Here is a 25,626-nt window from a genome sequence, read left to right as displayed (position 1 = left end):
TTTATATGTTTCACACAATTATTTATCCTTCTATTCTGCACCACCTGTATCACTCTTAATATGCAAGTCTGCTAGAGGAGGGAACCCGAGTGAGAATATCATTATCCCGGCGGATGATGAACCGGACACTTGTAACCGTCATGCTGATCTCCATGATGGCGCTGCCTGCGGCAAGCGCAGAGCTGCCTGCTGCCCAGGCGCAAGGTGTGACGGGGAACGGGCAGGAGGTGCGGCAGCTGCCTGAGGGCAGCTATGAGCATTATCTGCAGCAATATGAGGGCGAGGAGCAGCCCCGCGAAGAAATCATGCTGAAGGGAGCCGATTATACCGGGGCCGAGGGGATGAGCCCGGAGGTGCTGACGGAGCTTGGCGGGGAGACGGGAAGATACGTCAGAACGGAGGAGAGCGGTTCAGTGGAGTGGCAGTTGGATGTGCCGAAGTCCGGGCTATACCACATCTCTGTCCGGTATTATCCGGTGAAGGGCAAAAGCTCGGCGATTGAACGTGAGCTGCTGATTGACGGCAAGCTGCCGTTCACCAGCGCCCGCAATCTGTCCTTCGGGCGGATCTGGGTCAATGAGAACCCGGAGATCCAGCAGGATAACCGGGACAATGATCTCCGTCCGCGCCAAGTTGAGGCCCCAGCCTGGCAGGAGACGCTGCTGAGAGATACGGAAGGCTACTATGAGGAGCCTTACCAATTCTATCTGTCGGCCGGAAGGCACACCTTGACGATGGTGTCCAGCAGAGAGCCGATGGTCATCGACTATATTAAGCTGCACAGCTACGATGCACCCGCTGCCTACGCAGAGGTGAAGCAGAGCTACGAAGTTAAGGGGTATAAGGCCACCAGCGGCCACGCGGTTAAGGTGCAGGGGGAAGACGCTGCTTACAAATCCTCCCCGACCTTGTATCCGATCACAGACCGCTCAAGCCCTTCAACAGAGCCGTACGATGTGTCCAAGATCAGAATGAACACGATTGGCGGCAACAACTGGCGGGTACCGGGACAATGGATCGCCTGGGAGGTGGAAGCGCCGGAGGACGGTCTGTACAACATCACCATCAAAGGCCGGCAGGAGCTGCTAAGAGGGATCTATTCCACACGCTCTATGCGGATTGACGGAGAGATTCCGTTCCGGGAAATGCTGCAGATTCCGTTCTACTATGATTCGGATTGGCAGATGAACCGGCTGGGGAACGATGAGGAGCCCTATTTATTCTATTTAAGCAAAGGAAAACACGAATTACAGCTGGAGGTCAGCCTCGGGGCCATTGCACCGCTCTTGCGCCAGGTGGAGGCCAGTGTGCTGGACATTAATGCGATGTACCGGAAAATCCTGATGATTACAGGCAATGTGCCTGATCCGTACCGCGATTACAAGCTGGAGGAGCAAATCCCGGATATGACGGCGGTCTTCCGTGAGCAGAGCAAGATTCTATATGGCGTATCGGAAGAGCTGGTCCGGCTTACAGGGGAAAAGAGTGATAAAACCGCAACCTTGAATAAAACTGCCTATCAGCTGGCGGACATGGCCGACAAGCCGGAAACGGTGCAGAAGCGGCTGTCGCAGTTCAAAATCAATGTCGGCAGCGTCGGCTCCTGGATTCTGGAGGTACGGGAGCAGCCGCTGGAGATTGATTACCTGCTGCTCTCTTCGCCGGATGTGAAGCTGCCGAAGGCGAATGCTTCCGGGTTCAGGAAGCTTGTGCATGAGGTGTCGTCCTTCACCCATTCGTTCTTCGAGGATTACAACACGATTGGCAATACCACGGAGAACGGCGAGACCATTGATGTATGGATTGGAACCGGCCGCGACCAGGCGCAGGTGCTGAAGGCAATGATCGATGATACATTTACCCCGCTTACCGGCATCGGTGTCAATCTGAAGCTGGTGAGTCCGAATGTGCTGCTGCGCGCCTCGCTGGCCGGGGAAGGCCCGGATGTGGCGATGCAGGTCGGCAATGATATGCCGGTGAACTTCGGGATGCGCCAAGCGGCAGAGGATCTGTCGAAGTATCCCGGCTATGAGGATGTGGTGAAGCAGTTCAGAGACAGTGCGCTCGTGCCGTACCGGTTCGAGAATCAGGTCTTTGCCCTGCCGGAGCAGCAGATCTTCAACATGCTGTTCTACCGGAAGGATATTCTGCAGGAGCTGAACCTTGAGCCGCCGCAGACCTGGGATGAGGTCTACGCGATGATTCCGGTGCTGCAGAAGCACCGGATGGATATGGCGCTGCCGCTCGCGCAGACGACAGGCGTGCCGGTGCTGGAGGTTAACCGCGCCTATGCCATGCTGCTCTATCAGATGGGCGGATCATTTTATCTGAATAACGGAGCCAAGAGCGGACTTGATACAGAGACCGGGTTGGCTGCCTTCAAGAACTGGACCAATTTCTATACCAGCTACAAGCTGCCGCTGATCTTCGACTTCCCGATGCGGTTCCGCACCGGAGAGATGCCGGTCGGCATTCAGGACTATACCTTCTATAACTATCTGAGCGTATCTGCGCCGGAGATTAAGGGGCTATGGGAATTCATTCCGGTTCCGGGGACGAAGCAGCCGGACGGCAGTATCCGCAGGGACGTTGCCAGCGGGGGCACTGCCGCCCTGATGCTGAGGCAGGCTAAGAATAAGGATGCCGCCTGGGAATTCATGAAGTGGTGGGTCGACAAGGATTCGCAGGTCCGCTTCGGCCGGGAGATGGAGGGCCTCATGGGCGCGGCTGCGCGGTATCCGACCGCCAACGTTGAAGCGCTTAAGGAGCTGCCGTGGCCGACTAGCGATTACCGCCATCTGGAGGAGCAGTGGCAATGGGTACAGGGTGTGCCTGAGGTGCCGGGCGGTTACTTCACAGGCCGCCATCTGGACAATGCCCTGCGCGAGGTCATCAACAATGGAACGAACACCGCCGATGCCCTGTACGATTATGTGCAGGAGATCGACTATGAGATTGATCAGAAGAGAGCAGAGTTCGATTTGAAACGAAGGGAATAGGGAGGGACTCTTGTGCAGAAAGTGAAAAATACGGCCGAACCCTTGATTCAGCCCCGGCTGTCCCCTTCCGGGCTGCGTAATTACTGGGCATTGTTCGGCAAGGATGTGCGGCGGGATAAGCACCTGTACGTCCTGCTGGCTCCATATATGGTGCTGTTTCTGTTGTTTACCGTACTGCCGGTGGCGATTTCGATCATCTTCAGCTTCACGCACTTCAATATGCTGGAGATGCCGCGCTGGATCGGCTGGGAGAATTATTCCAAGCTGCTCTGGAACGATGATGTGTTCCTGATCGGGGTCAAGAATACACTGATTTTCTCGGTCGTTACCGGACCGGTCAGCTATATCGCCTGTTTTCTGTTTGCCTGGCTGATCAATGAGCTGAATCCCAAGCTGCGGGCGTTTATGACCCTGATCTTTTTTGCGCCGTCGATCTCGGGGAATGTATTCTTCATCTGGCAGATCATCTTCTCCAGTGACTCCTACGGGATCATCAACGGACTTCTCATGCGGCTTGGCGTAATTTATGAGCCGATCCAATGGCTGCAGGACCCCAAGTATATGCTGGGGATCATCATGCTGGTACAGCTCTGGCTAAGCCTCGGGACCAGCTTCCTGGCCTTCATCGCCGGACTGCAGACCGTTGACAAGACGCTGTATGAAGCAGGGGCTGTGGACGGTGTCAAAAACCGCTGGCAGGAGCTGTGGTTCATTACGCTCCCTTCCATGCGCCCGCAGCTGATGTTCGGCGCGGTTATTCAGATCACTGCGTCGCTGGCAGTTGCTGATGTAGCTATGGCGCTGGCAGGCTTCCCGAGTGTGCAGTACGGGGCGCATACGATTGTAACCCATCTGGTGGACTACGGTACGATCCGCTTCGAGATGGGCTATGCCTCGGCGATTGCCACCGTGCTGTTCGTGATGATGTTGGGCAGCAATCTGATTGTTCAAAAGCTGCTGAAGAGGGTGGGTGAATAAGCGGGATGAAGCTGGCGATACGTCTGAACAAAAAAGTAAACCGTTCCTGGCAGGTCGACGCTCTGCTGTTCCTGGCCCTGGCCGGATTCGGATCATTCATGGCGGTTCCGTTAATTTATGTCATTAACAATGCGTTCAAGCCGCTGGATGAGCTGTTTATTTTCCCGCCTACGCTGTTTGTACGCAATGCCACGCTTGAGAACTTCGCCAATCTGTTTCAGGTGATGAAGAATTCCTGGGTGCCGTTCTCCAGATATATATTCAACACGGTATTCATTACCGCTGCCGGTACAGCCGGGCATATTCTACTGGCCTCGGCGGCGGCTTACCCGCTGGCGAAGCATAAATTCCGCGGCTCTAAGGTGCTGTTCACCGTGGTTGTCCTGTCGCTGATGTTCTCGCCGCATGTCACCGCGATACCGAACTATATGATTATGTCCGCTCTGGGCTGGATGGACTCCTACCAGGCGGTTATCGTTCCTGCCTTTGCCTATCCGCTGGGACTCTATCTCATGAAGCAGTTCATGGAGCAGATCCCGGATGCGCTGCTGGAGGCGGCGAAGATAGACGGGGCAAGTGAATACCGCATCTTCTGGCAGGTTGTCATGCCGCTGGTGAAGCCGGCCTGGCTGACGCTGCTCATTCTGATGATGCAGATGCTATGGGGCACGGACGGGGGCAGCTTCATCTACAGCGAGCAGCTCAAGACGCTGCATTACGCGATGGGCCAGATTATTCAGGGCGGGATCGCCCGTGCAGGAGTCGGAGCCGCGGTGGCGGTGATTATGATGACCGTGCCGATTGTGACGTTCATTCTGTCACAGAGCAATGTGATTCAGACGATGGCTTCGTCCGGCATGAAGGACTGAAGCGATGGAGGCGTTAGGGTTGAGAATAAAGTCATCGATACTGGTGCTTGTATCCGTGCTGCTGCTTGTGAGCCTGTGTCCTAGGCCGGCCGGGGCTGCACCGTATGAAGGATATACCTACTCCTACTGGGGAGACGCTGTTCAGTCGCCGATTGCTTATCTTCCTTCGAGGGCCATCAGCGGGCTGGAGGCAGGGACGGGAGCCTGGACCGCTCCGGGAGACCTGTTTGTCTCAGCGGAAGGGCTGCTCTATGTGCTCGATTCCGGGAACGGGAGGATTGTGGTGCTGGATAAGGAGTGGAACACACTCCGTGTCATCGAAGGCTTCCGGAACGGGGAGAAGAAGGACAGCTTCAATAACCCGGAAGGTCTCTTCGTGACGGACGCCGGCCGGATCTACGTGGCGGATACGGAGAACAGACGGCTGGTCGAGCTGGACGGCACAGGGACCTTCGTGCGGGAGATCGGGGCGCCGAAGGCGGATGTGATCGGAGCGGGTTTTGAGTATTTTCCGCGGAAAGTGATTGTTGATAAGGCAGGCCGCATCTATGTGGTCGGCAGAGGGGTCTATGAAGGGCTGATCGAGTTCGACAGCGACGGGCAGTTCACAGGCTTCATGGGCACGAACAAGGTGCAGTTTGATCCTGTGGATCTGTTCTGGAAGTCGGTATCGACCAAGGAGCAGCGCGAGAAGATGGTGCAGTTCATTCCGCTGGAATTCAATAATGCCGATGTCGATGAGGATGGCTTCATCTATACCACTACGGTGGATAAGAAGACCTTCTCTCCGGTAAAAAGACTGAATCCCTCCGGCATCGATGTCCTGCGGGTTGGCGGGGAGATTCCACCGATCGGAGATCTGAGTAAGGACCGCTCCGCCTTCATTGACATTGATGTGACCGGAAACGGGGTCTACCGGGCACTGGACGCCACGCGCGGGCGGATCTTCACCTACAATGAGGACGGCAAGCTGCTGTATGTAATCGGCCAATTGGGCAGCCAGCTCGGCACATTCAAGAACCCGGCGGCGGTGGAGAGCTATGAGAATGCGATTTATGTGCTGGACCGTGATCTGGGGAGAATTACCGAGTTCACGGTGACCCGGTTCGGCAGCATGGTGAATGAAGCCAACACCCTGTACAGCTCCGGCAAGCATGATGAAGCCGCCAAGCTGTGGCGGGAGGTGCTGAAGTTGGATGCCAACTATGAGATGGCGTATGTCGGCATCGGCAAATCTCTGCTCCGCCAAGGCGAATACAAAGAGGCTATGACCTATCTGAAGCTGGGCAATGACCGTGAATATTACTCCAAGGCACTGGGGAAATACCGCAGGGAGTATATGCGCGATCACTTCAGCATCTATATGACCGGAATGATAGCCGTGCTGCTGGGCGGCTACGTGATTGCCCGCCTGGTGAAGCGGCCGAGAAAGGGAGGGAGGGTCCAGGATGCTATTTCTTAAGGACATTAAATATTCACTGCATGTAGCAGTAAACCCCTTCGACGGATTCTGGGATCTGAAATACGAGAATAAGGGTAAGCTGCGAATGGCACTGGGCATTCTTATATTCCTTACCCTGACCATGATCGTGAAGCGCCAGTATGTGGGCTATGTGGTCAATTATAATCACCCGCTTGAACTGAACAGCATCAATGAGCTCAAGTATATTATTTTCCCGTTCCTGCTCTGGTGCCTGGCGAACTGGTCGCTGACGACGCTGATGGACGGGGAGGGGAAGTTCGGGGAGATCGTCATTACGACAGGCTACGCCCTGCTTCCGCTGATTCTGATCAACATCCCCAATATCCTGCTCAGCAACGTGATTACGCTGCGGGAGGCTTCCTTCTATCATTTGCTGGATGCTCTGGGTACGCTGTGGTTCGTGTGGCTCCTGTTCATCGGGACCATGACGGTTCATCAGTACACGGTGCTCAAAACGATTACAACCATGCTGCTGACGCTGGCTGTGGTGGGCATCATCATCTTCCTGGGCCTGCTGTTCTTCAATCTGATCCAGCAAATTGTCAGTTTTGTCTACACCGTCTACCAGGAGCTTTCACTTCGCGGATAAGAAAGGAGGAGCCAGGCTTTGAAGAAGAAGCTAACCATCATTGCAATTGTGCTTATGCTCAGCGGCGCAGCTGTCCTGCCGTACGCGGACTTGGCCGAATCCGCACCTGAAGCTGAATCGGCGGTACAGTCTGAAGCAGCGATACCATCCGAAGCAGTGATACCATCGGAAGCAGCGATACAATCCTCAGCGCAGAGCGTGCAGGACACCCCGACCCCGAAATCGCCGGAGCTATCCTCAGACATGAAGGAGGCACTGGACAATGAATATCTGACCCTGTATCTGAATCAGATGACCACGGAGATCGCCGTTAAGGATAAGAAGAGCGGAGTGCTCTGGTATTCTAACCCGCAGGACCGCGAACAGGATGCTGTCGCCACCGGATATAACAAATCCAAGCTGAATGTGCAGGTGGAGCTGACCTATTATGACAGCAAGGGCAATCTGATGAACTACGACAACTACACCCACAGTGTGCAGAGCAGCCAGTTCACCATCGAGGAATCGGGCGACAGCCTGAATATCGTGTATACGCTGGGGGAGGTCAAGAGCAATATCGACGGCATTCCCAAATACATCAGTGAAGAACGCTTCCGTACCCTGATCATCGGGCGCCTTGAGAAGGACAGTGACAAGAAGGAGATTGAGAAGCGGTTCAGGTACGATGAGCCGAACAAGCGGTATGAAAGAAGGGATACCTCCTTCAAGGGAGTGGGGCTGAAGAAGGTGACCTCCCTGTTCGGGCAGATCGGCTATGATGAGACGCAAATCGCCATCGATAAGGCGGCCTACGGTGAAGAGGAGGACGGAGCCGCTCTGGTGACGCTTCCCCTGGAATACCGGCTGGACGGGAAGCTGCTGCGGGTAAGCATCCCGGGCGATAAGGTCCGTTATCCGGATAATATGCATATTCAGAGTTTGTCGCTGCTTCCGTTTTTTGGGGCGAGCGGGGCGAAGGATGAAGGCTACAGCCTGGTGCCTGACGGCTCCGGGTCGCTGATACACTTCAATAATAACAAGCTCTATGCAACCCCTTACCGTACCGCGATGTACGGGCCTGATGCTGCGCTGACCCAGCTGGGGCAAGTGCAGAAGGAGGAGACCGCACGGCTGCCTGTATTCGGCATGAAGGTTCAGGGCCGCGGCTTCCTGGCGGTGATCGAGAGCGGAGATGCGGTTGCAGCCGTGGAGGCAGACGTCAGCGGGCGGCTGAATCAGTATAACTATGTCTTCTCCAGCTATACGCTGGGCAGTCTGGAGGAAGTGACGCTGACCAACGGCTGGCGCTCCAGTACGGTGAAGCAATTTCAGGCAGGTATCTTCCCCGGAGATATCACTGTAGCGTACAGCTTCCTTGATCAGGAAGAAGCCAGCTATTCAGGCATGGCTGCGAAATACCGGGAGTACTTAATCGAACATACCGGGATGGCAAGGCTGGAAGGGGCAGAGGACGTTCCCTTCTACCTGGAATTGATCGGCGGCATTCCGAAGAAGAAATTTTTCCTGGGCATTCCTTACAGCGCTTATGAGCCGCTTACTTCCTTCAAGGAGGCCGAGGTCATTCTGGAGCAGATGCAGGAGAAGGGGATCAGGGACATTCAACTGCGGTATACCGGATGGTTCAATGGCGGCATCAACCATAATTACCCGAAGGGCGTATCGGTGGACAGCAAGCTTGGCGGGGCAAAAGGGCTTCACGAGCTGCAGTCTTACGCACAGGATAAGGGAATTACACTGTATCCCGATGCTTCGTTCCTGCAGACCTTCCCGGAAGCCAAGGGCTTACGTAAATCACAGGCCTCCCGGCTGATTACGGGCAAGCTGGCGCATACGTATCCCTTCGACTTCTCCATGCTGAAGCTGGATGTGAAGCAGCCCTCCGGTTATGTCGTCAGCCCCCGGGTACTGCCGGGTGTGGTAGACGGCTTCCTCGGGGATTATGCAGCGCTTGGAGTGGACGGCTTGTCCCTGCGGGATCTCGGCAGCGGGTTAAATTCCGATTTCAATGCGGAGGATCTGGTGGACCGCCAGCGGGCCGAGGGAATCGTCAAGGAGCAGCTGGAGCGCATGAGCAGCTCGGTGCCCCGCTTGATGGTGGAAGGCGGCAATGCGTACGCGGCGCCCTTCGCCCGTCATATAGTGGCTGCGCCCATGCAGAGCAGCGGGTTCAATATTACGGATGAGAGCATCCCCTTCTTCCAGATGGTGTACCACGGCTATCTGCAATTTGCCGGAACCGCCTGGAATATGGCTGACGATCAGGATGCATCACTCAGCCTGCTGAAGGCGCTGGAGACCGGGAGCGCACCTTATTATACCTGGTTCTATGCAGATCCCTCTAATATCAAGATGACAGGCTTCGACCGGCTGTATTCAGCCGATTACCGCAGCTGGATTGAACAGGCAGCTGGGCAGTATCAGGCCTTGAGCCGTGTACTGAAGAGTGTCCAGTCCCAGACGATCAAGGAGCATAAGAAGCTTGCGGCCGGTGTCTATCAGACGACCTATGAAGCGGGTACCGCAATTATAGTGAATTATAACCGTGCACCGGTGACTGTGGGCGGAGTAACCATAGACGGACGGAATTACCGGGTAGGAGGTGAGCAGCAATAATGAAGCTTAAGAAGCTGTCCCTGGAGCAAAAAAACAGATATTACGGCCTGTACTTTATTCTTCCCTGGTTCGCGGGCTTCTGCTTCCTGTTCCTGACGCCGCTGCTGTCTTCCCTGCGGTTCAGCCTCAGTAACCTGCAGGTCAATGATGAGGGCTTCACGCTGAAGTATATCGGACTCGCGAACTTCCGGGAGGCGCTGTTCTCCCATGAATCCTATGTCCGGACATTAACGGAATCCGTGATGAATATCGTGCTGAACACCCCGCTTATTCTGATTTTCAGCCTGTTTTTTGCCGTGCTGCTCAATCAGAAGTTCCATGGCAGGGTGCTGGCCCGGGCCATCTTCTTCCTGCCGGTCATTCTGGCCTCGGGTATTATTGCCAGCATTGAGAACGGGGATCTGATGCAGTCCGTTGTGCGCAGCGCCAGTGATTCCACGGGCGGAGGCCTGTCGGTGATCAAGAATCTGGAGCTGACAACGCTGCTGATCGAATCTGGTCTGAGCCCCACCGTGGTGCAGTATCTGACTGGAGCGGTGAGCCGGATCTATGAGATTGTCAGCCAATCGGGCGTGCAGATTCTGATCTTTTTGGCGGGGCTGCAATCGATCTCCCCTTCCCTGTATGAGGCGGCGAAGATTGAAGGCTCCACAGGCTACGAGGCCTTCTGGAAAATTACGTTTCCGATGATCGGCCCGCTGATCCTGACGAATCTGGTCTATACCATCATCGACAGCTTCATCAGCGACCAGACCAGCCGGATGGTGGTGGATACAGCGTTCAAGAGCTTCAATTTCGGGCTGAGCGCAGCCATGTCCTGGATGTATTTTGCTATCATCGCGCTGCTGTTGTGGGTAACGACGGCGCTGATCTCACGTAAAGTCTTTTATCAAGACTAGCGGCTTGGAAGGAGGAGCATTCATGAAGACAGAGACCGCAGCAATGCCGCACCGCTCTAAGAAAGAGCAGCTGCACCGGCTGGCTTCGGCCGCCTATTGGGTGGAATTTTCGAAAAAATGGTTGTGGGTGATCGCCCGTTTTGTGCTGGTCTTCGGCATATCGTTCGTCATTCTGTACCCGATCCTGCTGAAGCTGTCGATTGCGTTCAAAAGTATGGACGATTTGTATGATTCCACCGTGATCTGGGTACCGCAGGCGTTCACCCTGGAGAACTTCAGGCTCGTATTCAAGGCGATGAACTATCCGGCAGTACTGCGGAATACCATGCTGTTGTCGTCAGCGGTCATGGTGCTTCAGACCATCATCTGTGTGCTGGCCGGTTACGGCTTTGCCCGGATTAAGTTCAAGGGGAGTGGCCTGCTGTTCGCGGCAGTGATCTTTACGATCCTTGTCCCCTCCCAGACAATCATGATCCCGCTGTACCTGCATTTCAAGAACTTTGACCTGTTCGGCCTGATTGAGCTGTTCACGGGGAAGCCGGCGAATCTCATTAACACGTATTGGCCGTTTATTATTTCTTCAATGCTCGGGATGGGCGTTAAGACAGGGCTGTATGTCTATATTTTCCGCCAATTCTTCAAGGGCATTCCACGGGAGATTGAGGAAGCGGCCTATGTGGACGGAGCAGGCTATTTCACCACCTTCGCCCGGGTGATTCTGCCCAATGCCATTCCGTCTATGGTAACGGTGATGCTGTTCTCCTTCGTGTGGCAGTGGAATGACTCATTCTTCACCAACATGTATCTGAATGAACCGAAGGTCATGTCATCGATGATGTCATCGGCCGGCTATGGCATTGCTACCTACATGACCGGCGGCGGCCAGGCGGCGAATTCGCTGGTTCAGGACCCGTTCTTCATGTCCATGATGATGAATACCAGTGTGCTGATGGCGATTCTGCCGCTGATCATCCTCTATGTATTCGTTCAGCGGCATTTCGTAGAGAGTGTGGAGCGGTCCGGTCTGGTCGGTTAGGAGGAGGATACAAGCATGAAACGCTTGGCAGTCACGGCGGTTATCGGCGTTATTCTAATGTGTATTGTTGTTGTTGTTGTTGTTGTAATTCTGTTCAGTAATAGGAAAGAGGAGGAAATCCCTGTGCAGCACCAGAAACCGCCGGATGCGGCAGTGACGATAGATGGCAAACTCCGCTATCAGACTATCGATAACTTTGGCGCATCCGACGCCTGGTCCATGGACCCCCTGGGGAAGGAGTGGACCGAAGAGAATAAGAACAAGGTGGCTGATTTGCTGTTCTCACGTACCGAAGGAATCGGGCTGTCGGCCTGGCGCTTCAATATAGGCGCAGGCTCGGAGGAGACCGATCAGGCCATCATTCCAGATCCGTGGCGGAGAACGGAAGCCTTCAAACTAACGGAGGAAGGGCCGTACGACTGGAGCAGGCAGGCAGGCCAGCAGTGGTTCCTGCGCGCGGCCAAGGAGCGCGGAGTCGAATCCCTGATTGCCTTCGTCAACAGCCCGCCGGTCTGGATGACCCGCAACGGCCATGCCCAGCCTGATCCGGAGGTAGGGTCCAGTAATTTGAAGGAAGGCTCTGAAGCTGCCTTCGCCTCCTTCCTGATTGAGGTGCTGGAGCATTTCAAGCAGGAGGGCCTTGAATTCGACTATATCAGTCCCGTTAACGAGCCGACCTGGGACTGGAATCATGCGCAGCAGGAAGCCAGCCGGTACAACAATGACGACCTGAAGCGGGTGATTCTGGAGCTGCATGCCCAGCTCCGCACCAGCGGGCTGGAAGCGCAGATCAGTGCCCCGGACGGGGTAGAGATTACCTCTCTGCTGGATGATGAGCACTACCAGGAATTCACGGGCAGCGGCGTCTATTCCAGCGGGGCTAACAGCCTCGGGCTGGGAAAATACCGTGAATACATTAAGGACCTGCTGGGTGATCCTGTGCTGAAGGAAGCGGTAGGCCATAAGATCGCCTCGCATTCCTACTGGTCCGATTATAGCCATTCCGGCGATGACCGTCTGGTTAAGCTAAGAAGGCTGCTGGACAGCAATCTGAAGCAATATGATCCGCAGGCCAAATACTGGGTCACCGAATATTGCATCATGGGCGATTATGGGCCGGGACGAGATCTGGGGATGGAGCCCGCGCTACAGGTGGCACGTACCATCCATTTTGACCTGACCGAGGCAGATGCAGCCGCATGGCAATGGTGGACGGCAGTGTCCAAGGTGGATTACAAGGACGGTTTGCTGTACACCGATTATACTCAGCCAGGGGACGAGCAGAACATCCTGACCTCGAAGATTCTGTGGTCGCTCGGCAACTACAGCAAGTTCGTCCGCCCCGGAGCGGTGCGGATTGCGCTCTCCGGTCTGAGCCAGGACGCCGGAAGCGAGCTGCTCGGCTCGGCTTACATACACGAGGAGGAGCAGAGCATGACGGCGGTGCTGGTGAATGACAGCCTGGAGGAGAAGCGGGTGCAGCTCACGCTGAGCGGGCTTAGACTGAAGGCTTCGGCCTTGCGTTCCTATGTAACCAATGCGCAGCTGGATCTGGCCCGCGGCGGGGATCTGGCCGTTGATGTAGCTGCTGATGGGACAGCAGATGGGGAGCAGGTATTCCAGGCCTTGATTCCGGCCAAGTCGGTGGTGACCCTGGTGGCAGGCGGGCCGGAGTTAGAGGAGGAGGCAGGCCAGCCGGGTGAGGTTGCCGGAACTCAGGTTACCGGGACTCAAGCTGCACAGGACATTCCGGCGGCGGCGGACTATGCGGGCTATCTGTTCAGCTATTTCACAGGCGAAGGGACCGGGGACGGCGAGCAGGTATATTTCGCCCTCAGCGAAGGCAATGACCCGCTGCATTGGCAGGAGCTGAACGGCGGGAAGCCTGTGCTAATCTCCCCCTTGGGCAACAAGGGAGTCAGAGATCCCTTCATCATCCGTTCACCTCAAGGGGGACAGTTCTATCTGATCGCCACCGATCTGAAGATCAACGGCAATTGGGATTGGGGCGCAGCCCAGACACGGGGCAGCCGGTCGATTATCGTGTGGGAATCGGATAATCTCGTGGACTGGTCGGAGCCTTGGGAAGCCAAGGTCTCGCCGGAGGAGGCGGGGAATACCTGGGCACCTGAGGTGATCTATAACCAGGAGAGCGGGGAATATATCGTATTCTGGGCCTCGCGGATGTACGCCGATTCCGCTCACACCGGGGACGCCTACCAGACAATCATGTACAGCAAGACACGCGATTTCCGCGCGTTCACAGAGCCGCAGGTCTATATGGACTATAGGCATTCGATCATTGATACCACTATGGCTGCGTATAACGGGAAGATTTACAGATTCACCAAGGATGAACGCGAGCAAGGCCCGGAATCCCCTTTTGGCAAAATGGTGTTCCAGGAATCTCTGGATTCGGTGTTTGCGCCTGAGGTGAAGCTGCTAAGCGGGAGTGTCGGCGGACTGAAGGGCGTTGAAGGGCCGACCCTGTTCAAATCCAATACAGAGAAGAAGTGGTATCTGTTTGTGGATGAATTCGGAGGGAGAGGGTACATCCCGCTAGAGACGGAAGATCTTGATTCGGGTCAGTGGACGTTATCCACTGATTATGAGCTGCCGGCCAGCCCCCGCCACGGAACGGTAATTCCGGTCACCCGGCGTGAGTACGACGCTTTGAACGCCAAGTTCAGGCAGTGAATTCAGCCTGGCTTAGCGTGGCAAGTGGAAACGCAATGCCGTCCTTTTAAAGGACGGTACCGTTTCAGCGAGAAATAGAAGGATAAGTTATCGTGTGGAACATATAAATTCTTATATTTTAAATAAAAACAGGTTCACCCTTGCCATTACGGCAGAGGTGAACCTGTTTGCTTAGAGCATCATGCTGAAGGCAGATGCTTATTTCGCGCTTTCGTAACGCTTGCCGACTTCTTCCCAGTTCACTACGTTCCAGAACGCCTTGATGTAGTCAGGACGTTTGTTCTGGTAGTTCAGGTAGTAGGCATGCTCCCATACATCGAGGCCGAGGATTGGAGTTGCGCCTTCGCTGATCGGGTTGTCCTGGTTCGGTGTGCTGGTTACGGCAAGCTTGCCGTCCTTAACAACGAGCCAAGCCCAGCCGCTGCCGAAGCGTGTAGTAGCTGCAGCCGCGAAGTCTTCCTTGAATTTATCGAAGCCGCCCAGCTCGCTGTCAATGGCAGCAGCCAGTGCGCCGGTTGGTGCGCCGCCGCCATTCGGTCCAATCACTTCCCAGAACAGGGTGTGGTTGGCATGTCCACCGCCGTTGTTGCGGACCGCTGTGCGGATCGCTTCCGGTACAGCGTTCAGGTCGGTCAGAAGCTCATCGATGCTTTTGTTTTGCAGTTCGGGTGCCTTTTCCAGTGCGGCGTTCAGGTTCGTCACATAAGTGTTATGGTGCCTGTCATGATGAATCTCCATCGTCAATGCGTCGATGTGTGGTTCAAGTGCGTTGTTCGGATACGGAAGTGCCGGTAATTGAAAAGCCATGGAAAAATCCCTCCTGATTATATGTTGGTTTGGGTATATATCCGTTGAGATACTATTATTAAAACGCATCTGGAACAATAATGCAACATTAAATAAACAAAAATGTTTAAAAAGTATTTTCCCGCCCGCAGCTCACTGAAAGTGTTAAGGCTGTGTTAAACTAGTGAGGCTTCGTAACCGGGACGTTTTGACTACTATAATCTCCTAAAAGATGTTAAATATGAAACTATATTTAATGTAAACGCTTCATATCAAGCGCTTTCAAAAGAAAAATGATGATAACGCGAGAAAAGTGTGCTTTAATAGAGACAAAAGCAGGTATTCCTCGGTTTTTGATGCTTTTTTCCACTTTATGCTGTTATGGAAACTCCTTCTTTTTGTAAAATCATAAGCCATAGAAAAGGGAGACTTGAAAGTATGCACGTTCGTTCCTTTCAATTAAGCGATGTAACTCCAGTGACTGAATTGCTGCAGACCGCATTATCGGAAGAATGTTTCGAGAGCACGATCGAGCCTTTCTCCAGGCAATTGTCATGGGATTCTGATCTCATTGTAGTTGCTGAGGATGAAGGAGAAATCATCGGTGCGCTGATTGGTACGATTGAGAAGAATCACGGCTGTTATTTCCGCATTGCCGTCCATCCGGATTACCGCCGCAGAGGAGTCGGTAAGAGTCTTGTAACGGCTATGGAGAGCAGATTTCAGGCGCGGAAGGTCAGCGGCATTTATGTTGCCGTCGATGAACACAATTCTTTTGCAATGCCTCTATATGAAGCCATGGGTTATGACGAGAACCACATTTTCAAATCCGTGCGCAAGCTGAGCATTGTCGGGTAACTGTTGTTGAACCGCTGCTGTAAGCGGAATCAAAGGTCAGAGTAGAGAACTGTTGCAGGGCGGATACTTTGAATATGGGTATTCCTGCATAGTCTGTTTCATTATACTAAAGCATATCTTCCCTATGTCCATTGCAAATGGGCGGGAGATATGCTTTTCTATTGTTAAGGAACGGATAACCCAATCGAAGCAAGTAGGTGGCCTATGAACCGGGAGCTTGAAGAAGATTTCATGCGGAGCCGCAGACAAAGATACAGATCAGTGACGCATAACAAGTCCAGACAGAAGTCCCGAAGAACATGGATCAAGGATATGCGGGAGTGGATCATTACGGCGGGGATTGTGTTCGCTGTGATGTCGCTGCTTAATATCTATGTGTTCAACGTGTCAACTGTAATCGGCCAATCGATGGAGCCTACCCTCTATCAGGGGGAGAAGCTGATTATTAATAAAATCGCCCTCAGCTTCGGGAATCCGGGCCGCGGGGAGGTTGTCGTCCTTCATGATCCCAGTACGGGACCCAGCCGCAAGGAATATCTGGTCAAGCGGGTGATCGGCATTCCCGGCGACATTATTGAAGTACGGAACCAGCAGCTCTATCTCAACGGCAAGCTGCTGGATGAGCCATATATCGATACGTCTATAGAAGATCCCGATTTCAGCAATCTGACCGTGCAGGCGGGGACCTACTTCGTCATGGGGGACAACCGGCATGCCGGAGCCAGCAAGGACAGCCGTTATTTCGGTGCTGTCGCAAGGGAGAGTATTGTGGGTAAGGTCTCCCTGATCTGGTGGCCTCTCTCTAAGATGAAGGCCCTGTAGAGCAACCTTATTCAATCTATAAAGGAGAGGCGGATATGCATCTCAACATCCAGAAAGGCTACGCTCCGCCTCCTTCCAAATGGGAGGAACTTAAGGCTGAGATTAAGGCGGCTGCAGCTGCGCTCGGTATCGATGATATCGGGTTCACCACTGCGGAGCCGTTTTTATATTTGAAGAACATTCTTCAGGAGCATCGGGACAAGGGGTACGAATCCGGCTTCGAGGAGCCTGACCTGGACAAGCGGACGGTTCCCGCCCTCCAGTCCGGGGAGCAGCCGCTCTCCATCATTGCGATTGCCGTGGCCTATCCCTCCAAGATGGAGAATCCGCCCAAATCCGAGCCGGGTGCACGCAGAGGCATTCTGGCCCGCGCCTCCTGGGGACAGGATTACCATCATGTCCTTCGTGAAGCGCTGGCGAAGCTGGAGAGCTTCATCCGTGAGCGTGTCCCGGATGCTGTGCTGGAGAGCATGGTGGATACGGGAGCGCTGGTAGACCGGGCAGTAGCGGAGCGGGCAGGGATCGGCTTCAGTGCCAAGAACTGTGCGATTATCTCTCCCAAGTGGGGATCATGGATCTATCTGGGGGAGATGGTGACGAATCTCCCGCTCCCTCCGGACCAGCCGGTGCAGGAGGGCTGCGGTGACTGCACGAAATGCATCGATGCCTGTCCTACCGGCGCGCTGGTCGGACCGGGACAGCTCAATGCCCAGGCCTGCATCTCCTTCCTGACCCAGACCAAGGGCTTCCTGAGCGAGAACTATATGACCAAGATCGGGAACCGGCTCTACGGCTGCGATACCTGCCAGATTGTCTGTCCGCAGAACCGCGGCAAGAACTGGGACCACCGCCCGCAGCTCCAGCCTGACCCGGAGGTGGTCAAGCCGCTGCTGCTGCCGATTCTGGATCTCAGCAACCGGGGGTTCAAGGAGAAATTCGGCAGCAGCTCCGCCGCCTGGCGAGGCAAGAATCCGATCCAGCGCAATGCGGTCATCGCGCTGGGCAACTTCAAGGAGTCATCCGCCGTGCCGAAGCTGACTGAGATTGTGCTGAAGGAGACGCGGCCGGTGATGCGCGGGACGGCTGCCTGGGCGCTCAGCCGCATCGGCGGCGAAGAGGCGCTTGCGGCAGTCGAGCAGGCGCTGGAGAGTGAAGAGGACGCTACGGTGCGCGACATGCTGGAGCGGGCCGCAGGCAAGCTGCGCGAGCAGAGAGCAGCGGACGGGAAATGAACCGGCTGCCAGCGGGATTTGCCAATTGCTGTCCAGTTGTTGAAATGCTATGATAGATTCGCGTGCCTGAACAGGGTTATCGCCAGACAATAGAGTACAAAGGTGGATTACAGATGAATATTGCATTGCCTATTATTACGCTTGTGGTAGGTCTGATCGGCGGATTCTTCATCGGCGTATATTATCTGCGCAGACAGATGACAACGATGCAGAATGATCCTGAAATGCTGCAGAAGGTTGCCAAGCAAATGGGGTACAACCTGAACGGGAAGCAAATGCAGCGAGCCCAGCAGATGATGAAGAACGGCAATCCGCCGGGGCGTCCCGCTGCGGGCAAAGGACAGTCCCGCAAGAAGTAATAATGATGATCGTATGAAATAGATAAGAGTCAGCTGCAGGTGCGGAAGGGGGGAGTTTTCATGGGGGGCATCAAGGAGTACAAGAACGGGAAGGTTTCTGTAAACCGTGAGCAGATTGAGTATCATGTAGAGAAGATTCTGGAATTAATCGGTGAGGATACGAGCCGTGAAGGCCTGCTGGAAACACCGGCCAGAGTGACCCGGATGTATGAAGAGATCTTCGGCGGTTATTCCGTTGATCCGCGTGAAGCGCTGGGCGTCACCTTCGACGAGTCTCATGAAGAGCTGGTCATTGTGAAGGATATTGTCTACTATAGCCAATGCGAGCATCACATGGCTCCATTCTTCGGCAAGGTGCATATCGGTTATGTGCCTAGCGGCCGCATTGCCGGACTCAGCAAGCTGGCCCGGCTCGTGGAAGCAGTCAGCCGCCGGTTACAGGTGCAGGAGCGCATCACAGCCCAGATCGCCGACATCATGACCGAGGTGCTGAATCCGCACGGTGTCATGGTTGTAGTCGAAGGGGAGCATCTGTGCATGTGTGCCCGGGGTGTGAAGAAGCCGGGCAGCAAGACGGTTACGATGGCGACCCGCGGCACCTTCCGTGAGGACGCTGCGGCAAGGGCCGAATTCCTGGCCTTGATCAAGGAATGAAGCCGGAGCCGGGAAGGATAAGCTTGCCGGACCGGCCCTGCAAGCGCAAAAGCCCGCCTGCCACTTCAACAGTGGCGGCGGGCTTTTGCGCGCGAAGGTGCGTGGCTCAAATGTATGCGGAAAACAGCATACATTTGCTGGCACGCAGGCATGTGGCCCGAATGTATGCGGAAAATAGCATACATTTGCTAGCGCGCAGGCATGTGGCCCGAATGTATGCGGAAAACAGCATACATTTGTTAGCGCGCGGGCATGTAACCCGAATGTATGCGGAAAACAGCATACATTGTGCTCGCAAGCAGGCGCACGGACCGAATGTATGTGAAAAACAGTATACATTATGCTCGCTAGCAGGCATATGAACCAAATATATGTGAAAAACAGTATACATTGTCTCGCAAGCAGGCACACGGACCGAATGTATGTGAAAACAGCATACATTGTGCTCGCGCGAAGGTGTGTGGCCCAATACTCCACAGCTTCTAATAAATTTAGAGAAATCTTGCAAGAAGTGAAACAATGCTACTCCATTCAAGCAGCCGGTGAGAGTGAACAACCTCAGAATTGGCCAGAGATACGCAGAGATATGCAGAACGCCGCCATGAGAGGGAGAAGTTCATCAGAACGTATGCGAAAGACGAATACAATGTGCCGCGCTGAAGGTGCGCGTGCTTGTTGTATGCGGAAAACGAATACACCACAGAGCCTCAGAAAGGCTGCCAGACCAGCTTGCGGGCAGCCCGGTAACGCTCGGTGACATAAGGCCAGTTCACGACTCTCCACCAGTCCTGGATGTAATCTGCACGGTTGTTCTGATGCTTGAGGTAATAGGCATGCTCCCACACATCGAGCGCCAGCAGCGGAACGACATCCCATTGGGACAGATTCTGATGCTTCTCAGCCGTCAGAATCTCCAGTCTGCGGCTGCGCGGGCTCCAGACCAGAATAGCCCATCCGCCGCCCTCGACTTTACCCGCGGCCTCAGTGAACTGGGCCTTGAAGGCATCATAGCTTCCGAAGCTGCGTTCTATAGCGTCCAGCAGGGCGCCGGAGGGGCGGCCGCCTCCTTGCGGGGACATGACATTCCAGAAGATCGTATGCAGATAGTGTCCGGCCCCATTGAAGGCAAGCTCCCGCTCCCAATGCTTAACCAGATCATAGTCGCCACTCAGGCGCGCTTCCGCCAGCTTGTTCTCCGCCTTGTTCAGCCCGTCTACATAGCTCTGGTGATGCTTGTCGTGATGAATGATCATCGTCTTCTCGTCAATATACGGCTCCAGAGCATTATAGGCATAAGGCAGAGGGGGAAGCGTATGCCCGCCGATGGGAACCGAGCCTGCCTCGCGGGATTCCCATAACGGAACTGCGAAGCTTCCTGTTCCCTGGAGACTGTCTCCGCCTGCAGCAGGAGCGGGTGAAGGAGCGGGTTCACCCTGTTCCGGCGGATTCATCCGCAGCATCCCGGGTCCGTAGTCCGCAGGAGTCAGAGCGGCCAGTACAGCGAGGAAGTATTCGGACTCCCGGATGAAGTGCAGCAGCGTGGTTCCCGCGAGGGGGAAGGCATTGACGGCGGCGCTGGCCTCCTTCATGGCCTTCAGGTGCCGGATGAATTCGGCGGACTGGTCGCAGGCGGTGTGCAGCAGCAGCCCGGCTTCGGCAGATGGACTCCCCGGACCGCCTGTGTCCGGTGCCTGGGGACTAGCGAGCAGCTGTTGCGCCGTCTGTTCTGTAGCCAGGAAGACAATGGCCCAGTCCTCCAGCAGCTTTACATATGGCTCCTCCAGGCGTGGGATGATCTGGATCAGGACCTCGGCATGCTCCTTCTCCTGATTTTTCCAGAAGGCAATCTCCCCTAGAATCTGTACTGGCGGCGGTGCAACGAATACATATGGCATGACATGCAGTCCTCCCGTCCTAAAGTTTCATCGGTTCATTATATGCCGGAGAAGGACAGCTTATGAGACTGGCCTGCGAGGGGAATTGCGGCGGAGGGATTGGAGGTCCTGTGCCCCGCACAGTAAAAAGGCATGCACAGAATGTATCACAGGATACATCTGCACATGCCTTAGGTAACGATAAGATGCTATTTGCTTGCGGTGGGGTTGCCTTGGCTCCCGCTGATCTGGGCCAGCTGCACATTCCCGAGAAAAGCGGATACCCGCCGCAGATACTCACGCGGGTGCTCGCGGAACAGCAGCTCATGATGGCTGTCCTCCACGATCCATGAATCCGAATACGGATTGCTCTGGTTCGCTGCCAGCTCCTCGGCAATCGGATAAGGTGCCTTATCGTCCTTGGTGCCGTGCATGAACAGTACCGGGAACGGATAATCCTCCGATTTGACCTTGGAGTAAGGAATCTGATTCAGTCCTGTGCCGTTCAGCACCGGGAAGAGCATCTCCATAATCTCCAGCGAAGGCTGGCGGGGAAGATTGATGTTCTGCTTGATGTTATGGTACAGGGTGTCCGGCTCCAGCAGGAAGGTGCTGTCCAGAATCATCGCGTCCACATCTTTGGTTACAAGTCCAGCTTGCAGGGCGGTGCCTGCGCCCATCGAGAAGCCCCAGACCACAATCTGGTCTGCCCCCTGCTCCTTGGCGAACTCAATGGCTCCGAGCAGCTGCTGGGATTCTTTTTTGCCGCCGGTTGCGATATCCCTGTCGGTCTTGGAGGCGAAGCCGTAGTCGAACATGACGACATTGAATCTCAGGCTGTGCGCGTAGTGGGCCAGATCATACATGGGAACCCAGCTCTCCTCGCGGTTCGCGCCATAGCCGTGACTGAAAACAATAGTTTTGGTGGCTCCTTTGGAAGGAATATACCATCCCTCCATCATCCGGCTGCCGTCCTTGGCAGGGAAGCTGATATCCTCGTAGGCGAGCCCCTTGGCCTGATAAGGATTGGAGTAGAGTGGGGCTACGGTAGGATTCGAGAGTACCCAGGCGATATAGGCATGCAGGGCGATGAAGCAGAATACAAAAAAGAAGAATACGGATAACAGCAGGGCCACAATGATGTGCTTGACGCGTATCATCCGAAGTGGAATTAGTGGTGACGAAGCGGGCTTACCCTCGTTAGGCATACGGGAGACCGGCGCGCCGGGATGACTAGTTGCCAGATTCATAAGGTCCCCTCCTGGAAAGTTTCAAGATTCAGAGCATGAATAGTTCATATATTTAATCGTAAATTTATGCCCTTACAAAGTCAATGGAAATGGTTCTTTTGTAATGTAACTGTAAACTGCGGACGGCTGATTATGGATACGGAATCTGCTGGACTTTATTTAGGCTTTTGCACTAAGATAGGGATATCTTAATAATTATGTAACCGGGTTTCAATAGGTGAAACATGTGAAGGGGAGATCGGGGTGGAAGACCGGAAGCTGACTGTACGCGCCGTAGAACGTGCGCTGGATATATTACTGTGCTTTACTCAGGATAATGATGATTACGACCTTAGTCTGACGGAGATCTCTGCGAAGATCGGCCTGCATAAAAGCACAGTGCACCGCCTGCTGACCACACTGGAGGAGAAGGGCTTCCTGCAGCGGGATGAGGGGACGGACAAATACCGCCTGGGCATCCGCATCTGGGAGCTGTCCACACATCTCCCGACGCTGAACGAGCCGGCGGTGCTTCTGCTGCCCGCCATGGAGCGGCTGCGCGACCGCCTGGGAGAGACGGTCAGCCTGTATCTGCGCGACAATCTGGAGCGTGTGCGCATTCAGGCGGTGCAGAGCCGGCAGGCTATCCGCCGGGTAGCCCAGATCGGCGCAAGGCTGCCGCTCTCGGTAGGCGCATCAAGCAAGGTTCTGGCTGCTTACGCGCCGCCGGAAGTGCAGGTCCGGCTGCTGGCCGACCCCGCATGGCCGGACAGTGTAGACCGCAGCCAGTACCTGGAGCAGCTGAAGGAGATCACCCGCTGCGGCTATGCAACTAGCTTCGAGGAACGGGAGCCGGGAGCGGCAGCCGTGGCTGTGCCCATCGCCGGACGGGCCGGGGGCGTGGTAGCAGCGCTCTCGATGTCCGGCCCGGTCAGCCGTCTGTCGCGGGAGACTCTGGAGGAATATGCTGTCATTTTGGCTGAGGCTGCTGCTGAAATGGGCCTAATGATGGGCTGATCTGAGGCCCCCGGCAGTAGATCTATGAAGGAAAACTTTAGGACATACAGGCTATTCAGCCTTCGTCATTCATTGTATATCTAGTTAAAATGAACTATCATTAGTAATGATTAGCTAAATTAAGAGTGAAGAAATAATAGGAATCCAGGGGCACGAGGTGATGGGATGAAAGTAGCTATACCCGATTCACTGATGGGAGAAATTCAAGAGCTCCAGGATACGTTCGGCTCTGTTACGGGTCAGGCGCTTGTGCTTACGGATCAGGCTGGGAATGTGGTTACGCGCCCGACGCTTTCCGGAATATTCTATCAGAAGATGTTTAAATCTTTACAGGTCATAGAGCGTCCCTTCGAGCCTGCATTGCTCAGAATGGGCCCCTTATCATATCCTGCCGTACTTGAAGAGTGGGTCCCCGGACTGAAGTATGTGGTCAGTCCGCTGGTTCCAGACTATGGGCAGACGTACTATTTATGGTCCGGCTTATATATGGAAGAAGGTACCCGTGGGCTTGTGCTGCAGGCGTTCGAGGCCAAGATGCGGAAACACCCCGACTATGAGATGTTGAAGGATGTACTGGCCGCCATGCCTGAGCTTAGCCGGGAAGGCATCGTCAGCATCAGGGGGAAATTGAGTGTGCTCGGGAATGTGCTCTCCAAATTGCTGGCGGGGTGCGCAGTGAAGCCGCTGGAACAGAGACGGAGCCTGGTGATTACCCAGCTGTTATCCAATCTGGAGAGTGAGTTCCTGAAGATAGAGGTTGTGCTGCAACAGATGGCCGGTATGTTCTCTGATGCGGAGCTGTATGCCTTTGCCCAAGAGGAGGAGGCCGGACAGTTCAAGGTCAAATATTCTGCCGGCAAAGAAGCAGGACTTCTCATGAATGCCGGGTTCCAGCAGGGAGACGGCTTCCTGGGACAGGCAGTTCTGGGCAGGGAGCCCCGGCACTGGCAGGACATTGCCCAAGATCCGAGATCGTTATTCTTCACTCAGCGCGCAATGACGCAGCCGGAATATTTGTCATGCTATCCGCTGAGAATTCACAGCGGGAAGAGGGCATTGCTGCTTGCTGTAGGCTTTGGGAAGAGCCGTCCAATCCAGGATTATGCCCAGTATGAGCAGAATGTTGCTGCGCTCCTGGGCTTATCCGGACGGGGAGAGCAGCTGGTGCAGCGCGAAGCTCTGCGCAGGGAAGCCACCCAGCGCTTGAAGGAGGCTGCCCGCCTGCTGCCGCAGGCCGCATCCACTCAGGAGCTGGGCACTGTGCTGCTGGATATGGTAATGGGCATGCCGTTCTTCCCGTCATCGGTGCTCGTATTCTTTGAGGAGCAGCCGGGGGATACCCATTACGCCAAGGGGTGGAGGCCGGAGGAGATTGCGCCGTATGTCCAGGACCTCCAGTCCCGTTACTCCTCGCAGGCCTTTCTCTCTTCTGCGATCATCAACGGGGAGGCCGAGGGGCAGGTCTTGCTCGAATGTCCGCTGATTGCCGAGAAGGTATTCAAGGGCATTCTGTCAGTGGGCTTCAGACGCCGCAGCGAAGCCGAGGAGTGGTTGTCCTTAACCGGCTGTCTCGCCAGTCTGGCGAGTACTTCGATCCGTCTGATCGAGAAGGAAGCCAGACATATGAAGCAGGCAGGGGTCTTCACCGGGCAGACACTTCATTATCTCCGGCTCAGTAATCCCGAGCTGCACCGCTTATCGGCAGAGGCTTCTGCCATGGCGTATGAGCTTGCCCGTTATACAGGACTGCCGGAGCGGGAGTCAGAGCAGATGAGAACGGCTGCTCTGCTGGCGCCGTTCAGGCTGGATTTCCTGCATGGGTACGGGTTCTACCCGGAGGAGCTTTCTTTGCTGGAGCAGGTGGACCAGTTTGCTTCGTTCTATTTTCAGATCAATAAGCCTTCGGTCTCTGTCACTGCCCAACTGCTCGCGCTGGTGCTTCATCATGCAGGCAAGGGCGCGGATAAGGAGCTGCTGGCGGACTCGGATCTGGAGTGGCTGGACCCCTCCCGCTTCAACCTGGATGATCATGTAGTCGGGGAGCTGTACAGTGAGCCGCGCACTACCTTCCAATCCTTCTTGCGCAGCCGCTCGGAAGCGATGTCCGCCAAAAGAGGCGTGTCGGCAGGGAAGCTGCTGAACAGTACGGCACTGAAGACGCCCAAGGAGGAATGGGGAATCTCGCCGCGCGAGGAGGAAGTGCTGGAGCTGATTATTCTGGGCAAGACGAACAAGGATATTGCCAGCGCCTTGTTTATCAGCGAGCATACCGTCAAGAATCATCTGAGCCGTATTTTTAATAAAATGGACGTAACAGACCGCTCACAGATCATAGCACTGGTCTACAAAAGAATATTCGATTCCGAGCGTATCGAGATGTCCTGAAAGCCCTCCTGGAGTCACGATTATTCATTTGCTTATGCCCATAACCTATCTTGCTACTTCTCGCTGAAACGAAGCCGTCCTTACTAAGGACGGTTTTTTTGGATATTACATTTTCATACTTTTATTTACCATATTTCGACAGAAAACCGAACACATTGGACTGGGCGCGCCGCGTAGGCCAGATGTAATCGAAAAACCGAACACATTGGACTGGGCGCGCCGCGTAGGCCGTGTGTTTATCGCAGTG

The 25,626-nt window shown here is 54.8% G+C and carries 19 protein-coding genes; 16 read left to right on the top strand and 3 right to left on the bottom strand.

Translation table 11 applies throughout. The features are described from left to right. Positions 1–140: 140 nt before the first annotated feature. The 9 genes from MKY64_RS24390 to MKY64_RS24350 all read left to right on the top strand — a co-directional run bounded on the left by MKY64_RS24390 (position 141) and on the right by MKY64_RS24350 (position 14,163). Positions 141–2,999 (top strand): extracellular solute-binding protein, encoded by a 2,859-nt coding sequence (locus MKY64_RS24390; RefSeq protein ID WP_445671733.1) that lies wholly within the window; start codon positions 141–143, stop codon positions 2,997–2,999. A gap of 72 nt (positions 3,000–3,071) precedes the next feature. Continuing rightward, positions 3,072–3,977 carry a carbohydrate ABC transporter permease gene (locus MKY64_RS24385; protein ID WP_445671732.1) on the top strand — a complete coding sequence of 302 codons (906 nt, stop codon included), beginning with the start codon at positions 3,072–3,074 and terminating at the stop codon, positions 3,975–3,977. A gap of 5 nt (positions 3,978–3,982) precedes the next feature. Beyond that, a complete protein-coding gene (locus MKY64_RS24380; protein ID WP_209877862.1) occupies positions 3,983–4,846 on the top strand; it encodes a carbohydrate ABC transporter permease in 864 nt (287 codons plus the stop codon). A 19-nt stretch (positions 4,847–4,865) separates the two neighbouring features. Then, entirely contained in the window at positions 4,866–6,308 is a 1,443-nt protein-coding gene (locus MKY64_RS24375) for a tetratricopeptide repeat protein (protein WP_340956331.1), read from the top strand. Further along, positions 6,295–6,918 carry a Yip1 family protein gene (locus MKY64_RS24370; RefSeq protein ID WP_340956328.1) on the top strand — a complete coding sequence of 208 codons (624 nt, stop codon included), beginning with the start codon at positions 6,295–6,297 and terminating at the stop codon, positions 6,916–6,918. The genes MKY64_RS24375 and MKY64_RS24370 overlap by 14 nt, the downstream gene beginning before the upstream one ends. 18 nt (positions 6,919–6,936) lie before the next feature. After that, the gene (locus MKY64_RS24365; RefSeq protein ID WP_340956326.1) at positions 6,937–9,531 is read left to right on the top strand and encodes a DUF5696 domain-containing protein; all 2,595 of its coding nucleotides are present in this window, start codon (positions 6,937–6,939) and stop codon (positions 9,529–9,531) included. Then, entirely contained in the window at positions 9,531–10,430 is a 900-nt protein-coding gene (locus tag MKY64_RS24360; RefSeq protein ID WP_209877854.1) for a carbohydrate ABC transporter permease, read from the top strand. Before MKY64_RS24365 ends, MKY64_RS24360 begins: the two co-directional genes overlap by 1 nt. A 22-nt stretch (positions 10,431–10,452) precedes the next feature. Further along, positions 10,453–11,466 (top strand): carbohydrate ABC transporter permease, encoded by a 1,014-nt coding sequence (locus MKY64_RS24355; protein WP_081751074.1) that lies wholly within the window; start codon positions 10,453–10,455, stop codon positions 11,464–11,466. 15 nt (positions 11,467–11,481) lie between these two features. Continuing rightward, complete coding sequence (locus MKY64_RS24350) at positions 11,482–14,163, top strand: glycoside hydrolase (protein ID WP_340956323.1); 2,682 nt, start codon at positions 11,482–11,484, stop codon at positions 14,161–14,163. Positions 14,164–14,361: 198 nt separating this feature from the next. On the opposite strand, the gene MKY64_RS24345 is transcribed toward MKY64_RS24350, so the two are convergent. Further along, positions 14,362–14,970 (bottom strand): superoxide dismutase, encoded by a 609-nt coding sequence (locus MKY64_RS24345; RefSeq protein ID WP_036723775.1) that lies wholly within the window; start codon positions 14,968–14,970, stop codon positions 14,362–14,364. A 417-nt stretch (positions 14,971–15,387) separates the two neighbouring features. Between MKY64_RS24345 and MKY64_RS24340 the strand changes: the two genes are divergently transcribed. From MKY64_RS24340 to folE, 5 genes are all read left to right on the top strand, one after another. After that, positions 15,388–15,807 (top strand): GNAT family N-acetyltransferase, encoded by a 420-nt coding sequence (locus MKY64_RS24340; protein ID WP_036723776.1) that lies wholly within the window; start codon positions 15,388–15,390, stop codon positions 15,805–15,807. A 204-nt stretch (positions 15,808–16,011) separates the two neighbouring features. After that, positions 16,012–16,629 (top strand): signal peptidase I, encoded by a 618-nt coding sequence (gene lepB, locus MKY64_RS24335; RefSeq protein WP_340956320.1) that lies wholly within the window; start codon positions 16,012–16,014, stop codon positions 16,627–16,629. Positions 16,630–16,664: 35 nt separating this feature from the next. Next, positions 16,665–17,861: a tRNA epoxyqueuosine(34) reductase QueG gene (gene queG, locus MKY64_RS24330; protein WP_340956317.1), complete on the top strand. Its 1,197-nt coding sequence runs from the start codon at positions 16,665–16,667 to the stop codon at positions 17,859–17,861. Between the two features lie 113 nt (positions 17,862–17,974). Then, positions 17,975–18,220: a YneF family protein gene (locus MKY64_RS24325; RefSeq protein ID WP_036723780.1), complete on the top strand. Its 246-nt coding sequence runs from the start codon at positions 17,975–17,977 to the stop codon at positions 18,218–18,220. 60 nt (positions 18,221–18,280) lie between these two features. Further along, a complete protein-coding gene (folE, locus tag MKY64_RS24320) occupies positions 18,281–18,874 on the top strand; it encodes a GTP cyclohydrolase I FolE (protein ID WP_036723782.1) in 594 nt (197 codons plus the stop codon). Between the two features lie 707 nt (positions 18,875–19,581). Here the strand turns inward: folE and MKY64_RS24315 are convergent. Both MKY64_RS24315 and MKY64_RS24310 read right to left on the bottom strand, forming a co-directional pair. Next, a complete protein-coding gene (locus MKY64_RS24315; RefSeq protein WP_340956314.1) occupies positions 19,582–20,769 on the bottom strand; it encodes a Fe-Mn family superoxide dismutase in 1,188 nt (395 codons plus the stop codon). Positions 20,770–20,957: 188 nt separating this feature from the next. Continuing rightward, positions 20,958–21,956 (bottom strand): alpha/beta hydrolase, encoded by a 999-nt coding sequence (locus MKY64_RS24310; RefSeq protein ID WP_245368518.1) that lies wholly within the window; start codon positions 21,954–21,956, stop codon positions 20,958–20,960. A 285-nt stretch (positions 21,957–22,241) separates the two neighbouring features. Here MKY64_RS24310 and MKY64_RS24305 point away from each other — a divergent pair, with 285 nt between their 5' ends. Both MKY64_RS24305 and MKY64_RS33475 read left to right on the top strand, forming a co-directional pair. Further along, positions 22,242–22,994 (top strand): IclR family transcriptional regulator, encoded by a 753-nt coding sequence (locus MKY64_RS24305; protein WP_036723784.1) that lies wholly within the window; start codon positions 22,242–22,244, stop codon positions 22,992–22,994. 165 nt (positions 22,995–23,159) lie between these two features. Continuing rightward, positions 23,160–25,379, top strand: coding sequence for a response regulator transcription factor (locus MKY64_RS33475; RefSeq protein WP_445323310.1), 2,220 nt, complete (start codon positions 23,160–23,162; stop codon positions 25,377–25,379). The last annotated feature ends 247 nt before the right edge of the window (positions 25,380–25,626 follow it).

The sequence above is a fragment of the Paenibacillus sp. FSL R7-0210 genome, assembly GCF_038009085.1.
Lineage (GTDB): Bacteria > Bacillota > Bacilli > Paenibacillales > Paenibacillaceae > Paenibacillus_AQ > Paenibacillus_AQ silagei.
The sequence above is the reverse complement of the archived record's forward strand: the minus strand, read 5'-3'. Positions and strand labels throughout refer to the sequence as shown.